13 protein-coding genes, 1 tRNA gene and 1 pseudogene are annotated in these 13,771 nt (G+C 63.7%); 5 read left to right on the top strand and 10 right to left on the bottom strand.

Annotation, left to right across the window (positions count from 1 at the left end; genetic code table 11):
• The first annotated feature begins 4 nt into the window (after window positions 1–4).
• From EMQ25_RS01830 to EMQ25_RS01850, 4 genes and pseudogenes are all read left to right on the top strand, one after another.
• A complete protein-coding gene (locus EMQ25_RS01830) occupies window positions 5–1,240 on the top strand; it encodes a putative DNA modification/repair radical SAM protein (protein WP_127186847.1) in 1,236 nt (411 codons plus the stop codon).
• Window positions 1,240–2,730, top strand: a complete 1,491-nt coding sequence (locus EMQ25_RS01835; RefSeq protein WP_127186848.1) for a UdgX family uracil-DNA binding protein — start codon at window positions 1,240–1,242, stop codon at window positions 2,728–2,730. The genes EMQ25_RS01830 and EMQ25_RS01835 overlap by 1 nt, the downstream gene beginning before the upstream one ends.
• A 74-nt stretch (window positions 2,731–2,804) precedes the next feature.
• Window positions 2,805–2,881: transfer RNA gene (locus tag EMQ25_RS01840), tRNA-Met, on the top strand.
• A 451-nt stretch (window positions 2,882–3,332) separates the two neighbouring features.
• Window positions 3,333–4,108: pseudogene (locus EMQ25_RS01850) on the top strand (IS3 family transposase); the annotation flags it as partial.
• Window positions 4,109–4,222: 114 nt separating this feature from the next.
• On the opposite strand, the gene EMQ25_RS01855 reads toward EMQ25_RS01850, so the two are convergent.
• The 4 genes from EMQ25_RS01855 to EMQ25_RS01870 form a co-directional block, all read right to left on the bottom strand.
• Window positions 4,223–4,783, bottom strand: a complete 561-nt coding sequence (locus tag EMQ25_RS01855; RefSeq protein ID WP_127186851.1) for an alpha-ketoglutarate-dependent dioxygenase AlkB — start codon at window positions 4,781–4,783, stop codon at window positions 4,223–4,225.
• A 54-nt stretch (window positions 4,784–4,837) separates the two neighbouring features.
• The gene (locus tag EMQ25_RS01860) at window positions 4,838–5,470 is read right to left on the bottom strand and encodes a Rossmann-like fold-containing protein (RefSeq protein WP_127186852.1); all 633 of its coding nucleotides are present in this window, start codon (window positions 5,468–5,470) and stop codon (window positions 4,838–4,840) included.
• A gap of 217 nt (window positions 5,471–5,687) precedes the next feature.
• On the bottom strand, window positions 5,688–6,446 hold the full coding sequence (locus tag EMQ25_RS01865) for a glutamine amidotransferase (RefSeq protein WP_127186853.1): 759 nt from the start codon (window positions 6,444–6,446) through the stop codon (window positions 5,688–5,690).
• Window positions 6,447–6,481: 35 nt separating this feature from the next.
• A complete protein-coding gene (locus EMQ25_RS01870; protein WP_127186854.1) occupies window positions 6,482–7,198 on the bottom strand; it encodes a ribonuclease activity regulator RraA in 717 nt (238 codons plus the stop codon).
• 127 nt (window positions 7,199–7,325) lie between these two features.
• Between EMQ25_RS01870 and EMQ25_RS01875 the strand changes: the two genes are divergently transcribed.
• Window positions 7,326–8,099 carry a FadR/GntR family transcriptional regulator gene (locus tag EMQ25_RS01875; RefSeq protein WP_127186855.1) on the top strand — a complete coding sequence of 258 codons (774 nt, stop codon included), beginning with the start codon at window positions 7,326–7,328 and terminating at the stop codon, window positions 8,097–8,099.
• A gap of 20 nt (window positions 8,100–8,119) precedes the next feature.
• Here EMQ25_RS01875 and EMQ25_RS01880 read toward each other — a convergent pair whose 3' ends face one another.
• From EMQ25_RS01880 to EMQ25_RS01905, 6 genes are all read right to left on the bottom strand, one after another.
• Window positions 8,120–8,866: an SDR family NAD(P)-dependent oxidoreductase gene (locus EMQ25_RS01880; RefSeq protein WP_127186856.1), complete on the bottom strand. Its 747-nt coding sequence runs from the start codon at window positions 8,864–8,866 to the stop codon at window positions 8,120–8,122.
• Window positions 8,867–8,919: 53 nt separating this feature from the next.
• Window positions 8,920–10,215: a TRAP transporter large permease gene (locus EMQ25_RS01885; RefSeq protein ID WP_127186857.1), complete on the bottom strand. Its 1,296-nt coding sequence runs from the start codon at window positions 10,213–10,215 to the stop codon at window positions 8,920–8,922.
• Window positions 10,212–10,715, bottom strand: a complete 504-nt coding sequence (locus EMQ25_RS01890) for a TRAP transporter small permease (RefSeq protein ID WP_158625918.1) — start codon at window positions 10,713–10,715, stop codon at window positions 10,212–10,214. Before EMQ25_RS01890 ends, EMQ25_RS01885 begins: the two co-directional genes overlap by 4 nt.
• 53 nt (window positions 10,716–10,768) lie before the next feature.
• The gene (locus tag EMQ25_RS01895; protein WP_127186859.1) at window positions 10,769–11,755 is read right to left on the bottom strand and encodes a TRAP transporter substrate-binding protein; all 987 of its coding nucleotides are present in this window, start codon (window positions 11,753–11,755) and stop codon (window positions 10,769–10,771) included.
• Between the two features lie 141 nt (window positions 11,756–11,896).
• Window positions 11,897–12,778 carry an ABC transporter permease gene (locus EMQ25_RS01900; RefSeq protein ID WP_127186860.1) on the bottom strand — a complete coding sequence of 294 codons (882 nt, stop codon included), beginning with the start codon at window positions 12,776–12,778 and terminating at the stop codon, window positions 11,897–11,899.
• On the bottom strand, window positions 12,775–13,716 hold the full coding sequence (locus EMQ25_RS01905; protein ID WP_127186861.1) for an ABC transporter permease: 942 nt from the start codon (window positions 13,714–13,716) through the stop codon (window positions 12,775–12,777). The genes EMQ25_RS01900 and EMQ25_RS01905 overlap by 4 nt, the downstream gene beginning before the upstream one ends.
• Between the last annotated feature and the right edge of the window lie 55 nt (window positions 13,717–13,771).

Raw genomic sequence — 13,771 nt, forward strand, 5'->3', positions numbered from 1 at the left:
ACGCATGGTCCAGCTCTCCCTCTCACGCAAGCTCGCTGTCCTTTCGGACGCTGCAAAATACGATGCGTCCTGCGCCTCGTCGGGCACAACCAAGCGCAACAGCCTCGGCACGGGCGGTATCGGTTCGACCGAGGGGAGCGGCATCTGCCATTCCTACGCGCCCGACGGTCGATGCATCTCGCTCCTCAAGATCCTGCTGACCAATTTCTGCATTTACGACTGCGTCTATTGCGTCAATCGATCCTCATCCAATGTCGAGCGGGCGCGCTTCTCGGTCGACGAGGTCGTGAAGCTCACTCTCGACTTCTACAAGCGCAATTACATCGAGGGGCTCTTCCTCTCGTCGGGCATCATCCGCTCGCCGGATTACACCATGGAGGCCCTCGTCCGAGTGGCGCAGCGCCTGCGCGAGGTGCACGGCTTTGCCGGCTACATCCACCTCAAGGTCATTCCCAATGCCGATCCGCTGCTGCTGGCCGAGGCGGGGCGGCACGCGGACCGGCTTTCGACCAATATCGAACTCCCCACCGATATCAGCCTTGCAAGCCTCGCGCCCGAAAAGCGCCCCGCCGAGATCCGCTCGGCCATGGCCAATATTCGCCTCAATGGCGAAGCGGCGACACCCGAGCCGAAGGCGCGTCATCGGCCGAAGAAATTCGCTCCCGCCGGGCAATCGACGCAGATGATCGTCGGGGCCGACCCCACCGACGACGCTGCGATCCTGAAGCGCAGCGCGGGGCTCTATTCGGGATATGGTTTGAAGCGTGTCTACTATTCGGCGTTCTCGCCGATACCGGATTCGAGCGCGCGGCTTCCCCTGCAGCCGCCACCGCTCATGCGCGAGCACCGCCTCTATCAGGCCGATTGGCTGATGCGGTTCTACGGGTTCGGGGTGGACGAGATCGTCGCAGGCGGGGAGGGTGGACATCTCGACCTCGCCGTCGATCCCAAACTCGCCTGGGCACTCAAGCATCGGCAGGATTTTCCGCTCGACGTTAATCGCGCGCCCCGGGAGATGCTGCTGCGGGTGCCCGGGTTCGGCACGCGCACGGTGGACCGGTTGCTCTCCACGCGCCGCCATCACCGCCTGCGCCTTGCCGATGTGGCGCGCATTGCCGGCAGCATCGAAAAGGCGCGTCCCTTCATTCTCGCCGCGGACTGGTCGCCCGGCGGGATGATCGATGAGACCAAGCTTCGCGGCCGCCTCGTGGTCCAGCCAGAGCAGTTGGCGCTTTTTTGATGGCCGGTCGCCGGATCACCCTCGCCTCGCGCAATGATTTCGCCGAATGGCGCGGTGTCGCGCGCTCGCTCCTGGCCGAAGGCGTGCGCCCGGAGGATCTTTCATGGACCGGCCCTGACGACACCGAAGATCTGTTCGGCGCGCCCGCGGAAGCGCCCCTTCCGTCACGCGCCGACAGGCCCGTCGGTCGCGTGCCGCAGAAATTCATCGGCCTTGCCGAGGCCGCGATCTGTCATGTGGATCCGGAACGCTTTGCCCTTCTTTATCGGCTGCTGTGGCGGTTGCAGAAGGACGCCAGCCTGCTTTCGATCCTGTCCGATCCGGACGTGCAGAAACTCGAGCGGCGCGCGAGCGCGGTTCGTCGCGACAGTCACAAGATGACGGCTTTCGTGCGCTTCCGGGAGATCGTGTCTGCGGAGGGTGAGCGGTTCGCCGCTTGGTTCGAGCCCGATCATTTCATCCTCGAGCGCACCGCGCCGTTCTTTGTGCGGCGTTTTTCCGGCATGGTATGGGCGATCGTCACGCCCTATGCATCGGCTTTCTGGGACCGCCAGGACCTCATCTTCGGTCCGGGTGGCAACAAGGCGGACGTGCCGTCGGAGGATGCGATGGAGGACGCCTGGCGAACTTATTTCGCGTCGATCTTCAATCCGGCACGGCTCAAGGTTTCGATGATGAAATCGGAGATGCCGGTGAAATACTGGCGCAACCTTCCCGAAGCCGAACTCATTGCGCCACTCATACGCGGCGCGCGCGAGGCAGAATCGGCCATGATCGAAAAAGCATCGAGCCAGCCCCCGTCCCGGCACCTGCGGCATCGGGCTCGTGAAGACGCACTCGTTTCGGAGGCCGCACCGGCAGACATGCTGAGCCTTGCCGACGCCCGTGCGGCAGCGTCAGGCTGCACGCGGTGTCCACTCTACGAGCACGCGACCCAGACCGTGTTCGGCGAAGGCCCCGAAGGCGCGGACATCATGTTCGTGGGCGAGCAGCCGGGTGATCAGGAAGACCTGGAGGGCCGGCCCTTCGTCGGGCCCGCAGGACAGGTTTTCGATGCCGCCCTTGCCGAGGCCCGGATCGACCGGGCGCGTGTCTACGTCACCAATGCGGTCAAGCATTTCAAGTTCGAGCCGCGCGGCAAGCGCCGCCTGCACAAGCGGCCGGATGGCGGGGAGATCGCGGCCTGTCGCTTCTGGCTCGGACTGGAGCGCGCCTTCGTTCGCCCCCGCATGATCGTCGCGCTCGGCGCCACCGCAGCGCATAGCCTTCTGGGACGCGCCGTCACCATTGGGTCCGTGCGCGGCGTGGCCCAGCCCCTCGAGGACGGGACGCTCCTCTTCGTTACCGTTCACCCGTCCTACATTTTGCGCATCCGCGACCGGGACGCCGCGATCGCCGAGCGCGCCCGCTTCGTCGCCGAGCTTACCGAAGCGGGGCGGATCGCCACTACCTTGGGCATCGGGCACGAACGCGCCGAGCGGCACGCGTAACGCTTGACAGCCCCCTTTGCCCTCCATAAGAAGCACCGGCGCAACCAGCGCCGCCGGCCAATGCCGCGCCCTGGGGCGGAGTAGCTCAGTTGGTTAGAGCAGCGGAATCATAATCCGCGTGTCGGGGGTTCAAATCCCTCCTCCGCTACCAAGTTTTTCCTAGGTAATTCAATGGGTTGACGCCGGAGAACAGACTGTTGCTCTGTCGCACATGTGCCGTGCGTGTGCCGCTTGTTTCCCTGTGTTTCCGGGGTTAGCAAATTCGCTCGGCAAATCCGTGGCACACCAACGGCACATGGAAGATAGGTCTATTACTGTGCGGTATCGCCGCATGGGCGCGCAGCGTGATCACCACAGGCAGCCACAACGCTTATGGGGCCGGAAGCGGACTTGCCGGTTCTGGCTGAAAGCCGAAGAAAGCCGCAATTCAGCTGCCGACCCCGTATCGGACTTTCGGATCATTGCTCCCACGACCAAGAGCTGCCAATCGGACTCATCTCGAATTCAGGCTTGCCAGCTTCACCGCCGTCTTTGAACCCACATGACCCCATAAACTTCCAAGCCCGCATCCAGTTGTTCACTTCGTTGCTCTTCAGCAGCGACAGCGGCGGGCGTGTGAAGCTCTGGATGTTGATCGTCGAGCGTGCGGTATCGCAGTCTGCGGCCAGACGACCGCGAGCTGCGGGAGGCGATGAAGACCGTTGCTGCTCAGCGGCGCCGGTTCGGATATCGTCGTATCCATGTGATGCTGCAACGACAGGGCATCGCGATGAATATCAAAAAGCTCAGGCGCCTCTAGGCCGAGGAGAAGCTGCAGGTGCGCAAGCGCGGCGGCCGCAAACGTGCCTTGGGAACACGGCGTCCGATCATCGTGCCGGACCAGCCTAACCAGCGCTGGGGCCTGGATTTTGTCAGCGATGCTTTGACCGATGGCCGGCGGTTCCGGGTGCTGACCGTTGTCGATGACCACACCAGGGAATGCCTCGCCCTGGTCGTGGACACTTCGCTCTCCGGGCGACGGGTGGTGCGCGAGCTTGATGCCATCATTGCCCAAAAAGGCTGGCCGTCGATGGTAGTCAGTGACAATGGCACCGAGGTCACCAGCATGGCGATCCTGCGCTGGTCCCAGGACCGGCAGATCGACTGGCACTATATCGCTCCGGGCAAGCCCATGCAAAACGGCTTCATCGAGAGCTTCACGGCAGCTTCCGCGATGAATGCCTCAAACGAGACGCTGTTCACATCACCGGCCGAAGCCAAGATGCGTATTGGCCCATGGAAGGATGATTACAACGACCATCGACCGCATTCCTCGCTGGGCAATCTCACGCCCAGCGAATTCGCCAGTAATCTGGCACTGGAAAAACAGGCCGCTTAGGGCCAAACATCAACTCAAGGACTCTCCGTAAAACCGGAGGGGACTTGGGGCTCAGGTCACGTCACTTAAACGTACATTGCAATGTTTGTAAGAGTTTGAGATTGACACGCCTGCTCAGCGCTCCAGGACAACGGTACGAAACGTCAGCGACACTCTGCGTTCACGGGTCACCATTCGTTGCTCGATAACATCAGATTTACGTGCGGGGATGCCGTGTTTCCATCCAAAACGTGCCTCGCCTTGCAAGACGAGCAGGCTTTGTGGTTCCAGAAGTCGGGTCAAAGAGTCCCCCGAGTGCAGACTGGAAAATTCCATCATGCAGGCCGAGCCTAGGCTGAGCGACGCGATGGTGTCGCCAAAGCATGGCTCACAATCCACATGCGCGGTTATGCCCTGTCCAGGCAGATACTCGTTGATGATCACCTGATCGGGTTTTGCGCCGAATATTTCTTCCTTCCAGATCCGATCTGCCAATTTGTCAAGCCAATCGGGCAGGGGGCTGAGATACGAGTCATCGGTAACGCGCCGGGCCTTGTAGTCGTAGCGATATCCGTAATGCTGGACGCGGCGTTTCAGGTCTCCAAGCCATGGTAGGGTATCGATTTGGCCAAGCAGGGCGGTTTCTTCGAACTGATCGATGTAGTTGGGTAGATATCGAGCACCTGGAGGCAGCATGGGCAAAGTCTCGTTTGACAATGCCGCTGATGATAGCGGTGGATTTTTATCGGGTCACGGCAATCTGAACACCCAAGTGCCGAAGGAGCGGTACTTGGTCAATGCGCTTCGGCCGTCCAGCGTGTTGGCGTGGATGTAGCCTGGAAAGCGGGATGGCTTGAACTCGTGAATTTCAGGTTCGCCAAAGCCCGCAAATCGAGCCGCAGCAGGCAGACCGAATGCGCCCGCATAGAATGTGCTATCGACGGCGGTCATGACCACAAGCCCACCGTGGACCAGTTGCCCAGCCGCGCTACGCAAGAATTTGTGGGCCAGAATGTGGTTTGGGTTGTGTCCGTAGATCGGCGTACGACTCGCGACGTTGGGAAAGTTGAAAATGATTGCGTGGAACTTGGTTGTGCCGAAGTGCGCCTGAAGCCGTGTTGCATCGATGCCGTTCAGAACCTTCGCGCTCATCCGCGCAAGTTGGCTTGCATTCTGAAGAGTGCGCGGGGAAAGCCGGACGGCAGGCTCAAAAGTCGTTGCGGTGAAGTCCCTTGCTGCGCTGGGTTTCAATTTTGCAAGCGCCCGCGAGAAACTCAGATTTCCGTCACCAAGGAAAAGAGTCCGCCCTTGGGAAACGGTTTGCACAAGGTCGAACGCCCCGATCTTTCCCTTGTGGGTCAGGAGCTGCTTGATGAGCCGCATATAAATCACCCGGAAGATGAGGCGGCTTGGACTCACCGATTTCGGCTCCGTCGAAGTCGGTCAATTGTGCGGTAGCGGGCGGGCCGAATGCACCCGCGTAGATCGTTGGTTCATCTGGATGTTCCATTGCTCATAATCGTTGGCGGCAATAGTGAGCCTGTACCCAACGGGCAGGATTAGCTCGACTGCGGTTCGATACAGAACACGCGTTTACCCCTTATTGCTGCGCGAGCCAGCGCAGCAGTCGTGCGAACAGTTCTGGTGTGCCAGGCCAGTTGAGGAACCGGTCGGGCATCCAATGGGGGCCGATGTCGCTGGCCCAGGCGGCGCTGCGGCCCTGGCCGGCCGTGCCGACGACGAGGAGGGGGTGCGTGCGCCCCTCGTCGATCGTCGCCGAGAGCAGCGTCTGCGCGTCGGGGCGGGCACGAATTTCGTTGAGGCCGAGCAGCACCGGCTCTGCCTCGAGCGGCAGGCCTTTTGTGATGTCGTGTTCCGCCCTCAGGTTCGGAACGAAGCCCTCGGGCACTTCGAGCCGATCGTCCTGCGGGAGGATGGTGACGGGCAGCACATCCTCGACCGGCGTGTCGCGGAACCGCGCGCCACCATTGATGCCCTGAAAGCTGTAATACCCCCCGACCATCAAGAGCCCTCCGCCGGCGCGGACGTAGGAGCGGATGGCCTTCAACCTGTTCGGCGTGGGTATGCTGCGCAGCCAGGTATCGGTGTGGAGCAGCAACGCGTTGGCGCCGATGTCGCTGAGAATGACGACGTCAAAAGCCGAGAGCGCTTCCTGGGTCGTCGGGAACTCCTGCGGCACGTCATGGGCCTTGATCCAGGTGACCTCCATGCCGGCCGCTTCGAGCATGGCGACGAAGCGGTCCGCCCCGGTGTGGTAGGTCGCGGTCGCAAACTGGTCGAAGCCCTTGATATGGCTGGCGGTGCTGATCCAGCTTTCGCCGGCGAGGAGGATCTTCATGCTTGGAGCTCCGAATTGGGGATATTGACGTCTGTTCAGCGGCCTCTGAGCTTCCGCCAGGCGTCGAAATCGCTGAGGGCGGTCTCGTCCGTGGGCGGATAGAGGCCCAGTATCGAACGGCCGGCCAGAACCTCTTCGGTCACGAAGTCCTCGAAAGCCGTCATCTCGAACGCCTCCTCGGCAATCTCGTCTGCCAGGTGCGCGGGGATTACGACGACGCCTTCGGCATCGCCCACGATCACGTCGCGGGGGAAGACGGGGGCGTCGCCGCACCCGATCGGCACGTCCATGTCGATCGCCTGGTGGAGGGTCAGGTTGGTGGGGGCAGAGGGTCTGTTGTGATAGGCGGGAATGGCGAGCCCGGCGATCTCGGGGCTGTCGCGCAGCCCGCCATCGGTCACGATGCCGGCCACGCCCCGCACCATCAGTCGCGAAACGAGGATGGAGCCGGCCGAGGCAGCGCGCGGGTCCTTGCGGCTGTCGATGACGAGAACGGCGCCGGGCGGGCAGGTCTCGACGGCCTTGCGCTGGGGGTGATCGCGATCCCGGAAGACGCTCAACGGGTTGAGATCCTCGCGTGCGGGGATGTAGCGCAGTGTGAAGGCCTCCCCGATCATCGGGCCGGCGGCCGGGTTCAGCCGATGCACGTCCTGGATCCACTGATTGCGAAGCCCGCGCTTGAAGAGCGCCGTCATCAGCGTCGGCGTCGCGACCTTGGATAGCTTTTCGCGGGTGCGTTCGGTCAGGGCCATCAGGTTCTCCCCCCGGTCGGTGCGGGGCGCTCCGAAGCTGTTCAGCGGCCCCAAATGTTGATAACTCCTACCATATACAAAGTCGGGCCGGCGGCGAGTCCCCTCGCAGCGGCATGGTGGAGACCGGATGGCGGCGCAGAACGACAGGGCGACAGGCCTGAGCCAGCTCGAAAAAGCCAATCTGAAGCTGCATCTGCGCGTTGCCGATCATCTCGGGATGGCGATCGCGCGCGGCGATTTCAAGCCGGGGGCGCTGCTGCCGGCGGAAGTGGACCTCTGCGAAGCCCTTGGCGTGAGCCGTACCGCGGTGCGCGAGGCGGTTCGCGGGCTCATCGCCAAGGGCCTCGTTGAATCGCGCCCGAAGCGGGGCACCTGCATCCGCGAGCCGGAATTCTGGAGCCATATGGATCCAGACGTGCTCCGGTGGCAGCTCGCAGCCACCGATACGGAAAGCTATCTGGTCAAGATGTTCCAGCTGCGCCGGGCGGTCGAGCCCACGGCGTCGGCGATCGCGGCCGAACAGTGCACGGCAGAGGACAAGGCCCGGCTTTCGGTGGCGTTCGCGGCAATGGTGGCTGCGGGGGACGACAACGACGCCTGGGTCGACGCGGACCTCGACTTCCATCACGCGATTTATCTTGCGACCCACAACGAGTTCTTCTGGCCGATCGGCCAGCTCTTCAGCCTTGGCCTGCGACAGATGTTCGTCATTGCCGCGCAGGGCTCGCACCGGCAGCGCGCGATCGCCGAGCATGGCGCGCTGGCCGATGCCATCCTCGCTCACCGGCCCGAAGACGCGCGGGCCGCGGCGCTGACGCTGCTCGGCAATGCGGTGGACGATATCGACCGCATCCGGTCGGGGCTCAGCGGGGCCCGGGAGCGCCGCGCCGCTGCGCTCTAGGCGTACGGCGCGGGCCGGGTTCAGCCGGTGATGCGCATCGACATGCCGCCGTCCACAGTCACGGTCTCGCCGGTCATGAAATCATTGCGGATGAGCTCGAGGCAGGCGGTAGCCACATCATCCACGCTGCCCTCGCGCCGGAGCGGAATGCGGTTGGTGATGTTGTGGGTGTAGGCGGCCTCCGACATCGCGTCGTGGAACCGGGTGCGGATGACGCCGGGCGCAATGACGTTGACGCGGATGCCTTCGGCGGCATGGTCGAAGGCGAGCGCCTTGGCGAGCGGGATCAGGGCGCCCTTCACCGTCTGATAGGCCGGCGTCCCCGGACACCCGCGCAGGCCGGCGACCGATGAGACGAGCAGGACGGCCCCACCTTCGCGCTTGAGGTAGGGATGTGCGGCGCGGAAGAGGTGGAACACCGGGTGGACGTGCACTTTGAACGCGTCCATCCAGGCGTCGGTGGAAATATCGGTGACCTTCCCGGGGACGGGGCCGCCGGCTGAATGCACGAGGATGTCGAGGCGGCCACGGCGGCTGCCGATGCCTTCGACGAGCGCCGTGGCGGCAGCCGGATCGCCGACGTCGCCGAGGGCGATCTCGACGCGTTTCGGTCCGAAATCGGCAAGGAGCTGACGGGCTTCGTCGGTCTCGCTCCGCCCGTTGATCACGACGTCGGCGCCGCCCGCCAGAAGATGCCGGGCAATGGCAAGGCCGATACCGCGCGTGCCGCCGGTGACGAGGGCGAGCTTGTTGGTGATGTCATACATTGAAGGACCTATCGATAGGTGCGCCGCGGCGCTGTTGGAGGATTGGCGGGCCGTCAGCCGAACACGGCATTGGGGATGGCGCTCGCAAGCGCCGGGAAGAAGATCACCGCGAGAAGGACGAGGATTTCTGCGCCGATGAAGGGCCAGGCATATCGGACCGTCTCGCGATAGGGACAGCGCGCGATGCTCGTCGCCACAAAGAGCAGCACCGCAACCGGAGGGGTGGTAGAGCCGATCTGGGTGGCCATGACCAGCGCCACGCCGAGGTGGAAGGGATCGATGCCGAAGGTCGAGCCGATATGGACCGCGATCGGAACCGTGATGATCAGCACCGCCATGGAATCGACGAACATGGTGAGGACCAGCATGGTCGTCACGAGCAACAGGAAGACGAGCATCGGCTCCTGGGTCAGCCCCAGAATGCTGGCGAGCACGATCTGGTTGAAGTTGAGGTAGGCCAAAAGCCAGCCGAAGCCCCCTGCAATGCCGATGATGCCCGAGACCATGCAGGTGGTCATCGCTGCGGCAAGAAAGATGCGCGGCAGATCCTTGAGGCGGATCGTGCGGTAGATGAAGAACGAGATAAGGAACGAGTAGACGCAGGCGACCACGCCGGCCTCGGTGGCGGTAAAGACGCCGCCCAGAATGCCGCCGACGATGATGAGCGGGGCGAGCAGCGCTGCCCAGACGTCGAAGAGTGCCCTGAGGGCGCGACGGAGGTCAAAACGCTCGCCGCTCTTTTGCAGTGCCGGGTGCGCGACCGGATTGAAAGACTGGATGAAAACGACGCTCATCAGCGCCAGCCCGACGAGGATGCCGGGGATGATGCCGCCGAGGAAAAGTCCGCCGATCGAGACATTGGCGAGCGCGCCATAGACGATCATGGTCATGGAGGGCGGGATGATGGCGCCGATCGTGCCGCTGGTCGCGGTGATCGCCGCGGCGTAGCCGGCAGGATAGCCCTTTTCCTTCATCGCCGGGATCAGCACTGAACCGATGGCCGATGTATCGGCAGTCGAGGAGCCGGAGACGCCCGAAAACACCATGCTCGCAACGATATTGGCCTGCGCGAGGCCGCCGCGCAGATGTCCCACCACGGTGCTGGCGAACCCGACGAGGCGGCTGCTGATGCCGCCGCGCGACATGAGTTCGCCCGCGAGGATGAAATAGGGCAGGGCGAGCAGGCTGAACGAATCCAGCGTCGAGAACATCTTCTGGGGGTAGAGCGGCAGGACGAGGTCGGGCACCAGCATGATGCCGGCGAGCCCGACAAGGCCGAGCGCGAGGATGACCGGCACGCCCACGAAGATCATCGCGAGCAGGGCGACGAAGAGCAGCACGAGCATCATGGCGTCACCTGGCCCGAATACTCGTCGCTTTCCGGCGGCAGACCACGCAGATTATCGACGATGCGGCGAAGGCCGATGAGCAGCATGTAGCCGGCGCCGATAAGGATGCCGCCATAGGCATAGGGCATGGGCAGGCGCATGCCCGGGCTGCGCTGGAAGTTGAGGAACTGCATGAGCTGGCCGAGCCCGATGAGCAGCGCAAGCGCGAGCGCACACCAGAGCAGGTCGATGACGAACTGGAAGATGCGCTTGCCTCTGGCCGACAGGCCGCCCGCCAGCGTCTCCATGCCGATATGCATGCCGCGCCGATAGGCCACCGGAATGCCCAGGAACACGAGCCAGACATGGCCGTAGCGCTGGAATTCCTCGCTCCAGCTCAGCGACAGATTGAGCACGTAGCGGTTGAACACCTGGGCCGTGCCGACCAGGACGATTGCCAGGAAGCACGCGAACACCAGAAACTCGATCGATCGATCGAGCAGGCGGAAGGCCCGTCTCATGATGATCCTCCTCGGGGCAGGGAAGGCGGCCATACCGCCTTCCCTGGAGCGGTCTAGTTCGCGGCGGCGCGGATCTGCTCGAGCAGATCGGTCGCGCCGGCGTCCGCAGCCAGCTCGTCCTGAAGGGGAATGGCCGCTTCGGCGAAGCGCGTCGTGTCCACCTCGGTGATGGTCATGCCCTCATCGATCAGGAGCTGCAGTGCCTGCTGCTCACGGCCCGGTGCGAGCGCGCGCGACACCTCGATCGCGAAGTCCGCCGCTTCCTGCAGCAACTCCTGCTGCTCGGCGCTGAGCTGGTTCCAGAGCGGGAGCGAATAGGTCATCACCGTGGGGCCGAAGAGATGACGCGTCAGGGCCACGGAGTCGGTCACCTCGAAGAGATTGGACGAATAAACCATCGAAGCGGCATGCTCGAAGCCGTCGAGCACCCCGGTCTGAAGGGCCGTGTAGACCTCCCCAAAGGCCATCGGCGTAGCATTTGCGCCCATTGCATTGAGGGCGGCCACGTAGATCGGCGACTGGATGGTGCGCAGCTTCAGCCCGGCGATGTCATCGGGGGATTCGACCGTGCGCCCGCGCGTCACGACGTTGCGGTAGCCCCAGCTGAAACCCCAGCCAAGCACCTTGAAGCCCGCCTGCTCGAACTCGGCCGCAAGCACGTCGCCGACCTCGCCATCGAGCGCGGCGCCGACATGCTCGTAATCTTCCCACATGAAGGGCAGGTCGAGCACGCCGACGCGCGGCAGGAACGAGTTGAAGAGGGCCGTGCCCCCGATATGCATGGTGGCCCCGGAGCCGAGCTGCAGGGCCTGGATCACGTCCTGGTCGCTGCCGATTTCGCTCGAGCCATAGATGCCGACTTCGAGGTCGTCGGTGCGGCTTTCCACATATTGCTTGAAGAGCCAGGCGGTGGCGCCATTGTCGTTTTCGAGATCAGCGACCGACGAGAAGCCGAACCGGATCAGGTTCGCATCCTGCGCCAGAACAGGCGCGGCTGTGACAGTGGCGGCAAGGCCGGCGATCATGAGAGCTTTCAGCATTTGGGTCTCCTCCTCCTTATGCTGCTCTTTATGTCATACAATATACATTTGCTGTCAACGCCGTCCATGTTCCGTGCCCCCAGATGAAAGCGCCCGGGACAGGGCCCGGGCGTGGAGGTGGATAGATGGGGCGGCGCAATCTCAGTCGCCTTCTCCATGCGGGTTCAGCGTGTCGTTGAGCCCATCGCCCAGAAGGTTGAAGCCAAGCACGATCGCGATGATGGCGAGGCCCGGCCAGACCGCCATCCAAGGTGCTTCGGTGAGGAATTGCCGGGCGATATCGAGCATGCTGCCCCAGGATGGTGCAGGCGGGCGTTGTCCGAGGCCGAGAAAGGCGAGGCTCGCCTCGGCAAGCACGGCAACAGCCATGGTGATGGTCGCCTGCACGACGACGGGGGCGAGAATGTTCGGCAGGATGTGCGAAGCGATGATGCTGCGGTCACGCACGCCAAGGGCACGGACGGCCGTCACATAGTCCTCGTTCTTGATCGACAGCACCTGCCCGCGGGTGAGGCGAATGAAGATGGGCATGGCCGAAACACCGATGGCGATCATCGCGTTTTCGAGGCTCGGGCCGAGAAAGGCTGCAAGGGCGATCGCCAGGACGAGGAAGGGCACGGCAAGCAGCGCATCTGTGAAGCGCGAGATCACCATGTCGAGCACGCCGCCGAAATAGCCTGCGATCAGCCCGAGCGGCAGCCCCAGGGCAATGGCGATGGTGACGGCGATCAGGCCCGCGGCGAGCGAGGCGCGCGCGCCGAAGATGACCCGCGAAAGCACATCTCTTCCCAGATCGTCGGTGCCGAACCAATGCAAGGCTGACGGCGCCTGCCGGATAGAGAGCCAGTCCGAGACATTGGGATCGTAGGGGGCAAGCCAAGGCGCGAAGATGGCGACGAGCGAGAAGAAGACGACGATGCAAAGCCCGATCATCGTGCTCGGATGGCCAAGCGCGCGGCGCAGCGCGGAAGGCCGGTTTCCGCCACGCGGGGCGGCGAGTGGGGTGGCGGTCGCGTCGCTCATGAGCGCAGCCTTGGGCTTAAGATCACATAGGCGATGTCGGCGATGAGACTCAGCAGGATGAAGATGGCCGCCGAGACCAGCACTACCGCCTGCACGACCGCATAGTCGCGGCTGAAGACGCCATCGACGATCATCTTGCCGAAGCCGGGAATGCCGAATACCTGCTCGGTCAGGACTGCCCCCGACAGCAGTTCGCCAAGATGGAGCGTGCTGGTGGTCACGACCGGGATCAGCCCGTTGCGAAGGGCGTGGCGGGTAACGACGATCCGCTCTTTCAGCCCCTTGGCCCGCGCGGTGCGGACATAGTCCTGCCGGAGCACCGCGATCATCGAGCTGCGGGTGTGACGCATGACGATCGCGGCTGCGGCAGTGCCGAGCACGAGGCTCGGCATGAGCGTATAGCGCAGATTGTCGATGGGGGACTGGAAGAAGCCGACATAGCCGCCGCTCGGCAGCCACCCGAGCGAGACTGCAAAGAGGAGGATCAGCATGATGCCGAGCCAGAAGCTCGGTATCGAGAGGCCACCGAGGCCGATGGTCGAGACCATCCAGTCGACCGGGGTGCCGCGCTTGATGGCAGCGAACACGCCCGCGGGAATGCCGATGAGGAGTGCGATCAGCATGGCCTGGAAGGCCAGCTGCATGGTGACCGGCAGACGCTGGAGGATGGTCTCGCCGATCGGCAGTCTTGTACGGATGGAGGTGCCGAAATCGCCCTGGACGATGCCACCGAGCCATCGGACGTATTGCACGGGGACCGGCTGGTCGAGCCCGTATTTGACCCGGATGGCCTCGACGATCTCGGGGCTCGGCTCCTGGCCGGCGAGGGCCAGCGCGGGGTCCCCCGGCAGCAGCTTGAGGAGCCCGAAGACAAGGATCGAGACCAGAAAGAGCGTCGGGACCGCGACCAGCAAACGCCGCAGGATGAAGGAGAGCATGGCGATCGCACCTCGGTCTTCGGGGAGGTGCCGCGCCCGGCAGGGGGCCGGGCGC

Source organism: Arsenicitalea aurantiaca, from assembly GCF_003994485.1.
GTDB lineage: Bacteria > Pseudomonadota > Alphaproteobacteria > Rhizobiales > Devosiaceae > Arsenicitalea > Arsenicitalea aurantiaca.

Bases quoted from the DNA above. Each gene is read 5' to 3' on its own strand.
- EMQ25_RS01830 (WP_127186847.1), top strand. From the start codon at position 5: ATGGTCCAGCTCTCCCTCTCACGCAAGCTCGCTGTCCTTTCGGACGCT.
- EMQ25_RS01835 (WP_127186848.1), top strand. From the start codon at position 1,240: ATGGCCGGTCGCCGGATCACCCTCGCCTCGCGCAATGATTTCGCCGAA.
- EMQ25_RS01855 (WP_127186851.1), bottom strand. From the start codon at position 4,783: ATGCTGCCTCCAGGTGCTCGATATCTACCCAACTACATCGATCAGTTC.
- EMQ25_RS01860 (WP_127186852.1), bottom strand. From the start codon at position 5,470: ATGCGGCTCATCAAGCAGCTCCTGACCCACAAGGGAAAGATCGGGGCG.
- EMQ25_RS01865 (WP_127186853.1), bottom strand. From the start codon at position 6,446: ATGAAGATCCTCCTCGCCGGCGAAAGCTGGATCAGCACCGCCAGCCAT.
- EMQ25_RS01870 (WP_127186854.1), bottom strand. From the start codon at position 7,198: ATGGCCCTGACCGAACGCACCCGCGAAAAGCTATCCAAGGTCGCGACG.
- EMQ25_RS01875 (WP_127186855.1), top strand. From the start codon at position 7,326: ATGGCGGCGCAGAACGACAGGGCGACAGGCCTGAGCCAGCTCGAAAAA.
- EMQ25_RS01880 (WP_127186856.1), bottom strand. From the start codon at position 8,866: ATGTATGACATCACCAACAAGCTCGCCCTCGTCACCGGCGGCACGCGC.
- EMQ25_RS01885 (WP_127186857.1), bottom strand. From the start codon at position 10,215: ATGATGCTCGTGCTGCTCTTCGTCGCCCTGCTCGCGATGATCTTCGTG.
- EMQ25_RS01890 (WP_158625918.1), bottom strand. From the start codon at position 10,715: ATGAGACGGGCCTTCCGCCTGCTCGATCGATCGATCGAGTTTCTGGTG.
- EMQ25_RS01895 (WP_127186859.1), bottom strand. From the start codon at position 11,755: ATGCTGAAAGCTCTCATGATCGCCGGCCTTGCCGCCACTGTCACAGCC.
- EMQ25_RS01900 (WP_127186860.1), bottom strand. From the start codon at position 12,778: ATGAGCGACGCGACCGCCACCCCACTCGCCGCCCCGCGTGGCGGAAAC.
- EMQ25_RS01905 (WP_127186861.1), bottom strand. From the start codon at position 13,716: ATGCTCTCCTTCATCCTGCGGCGTTTGCTGGTCGCGGTCCCGACGCTC.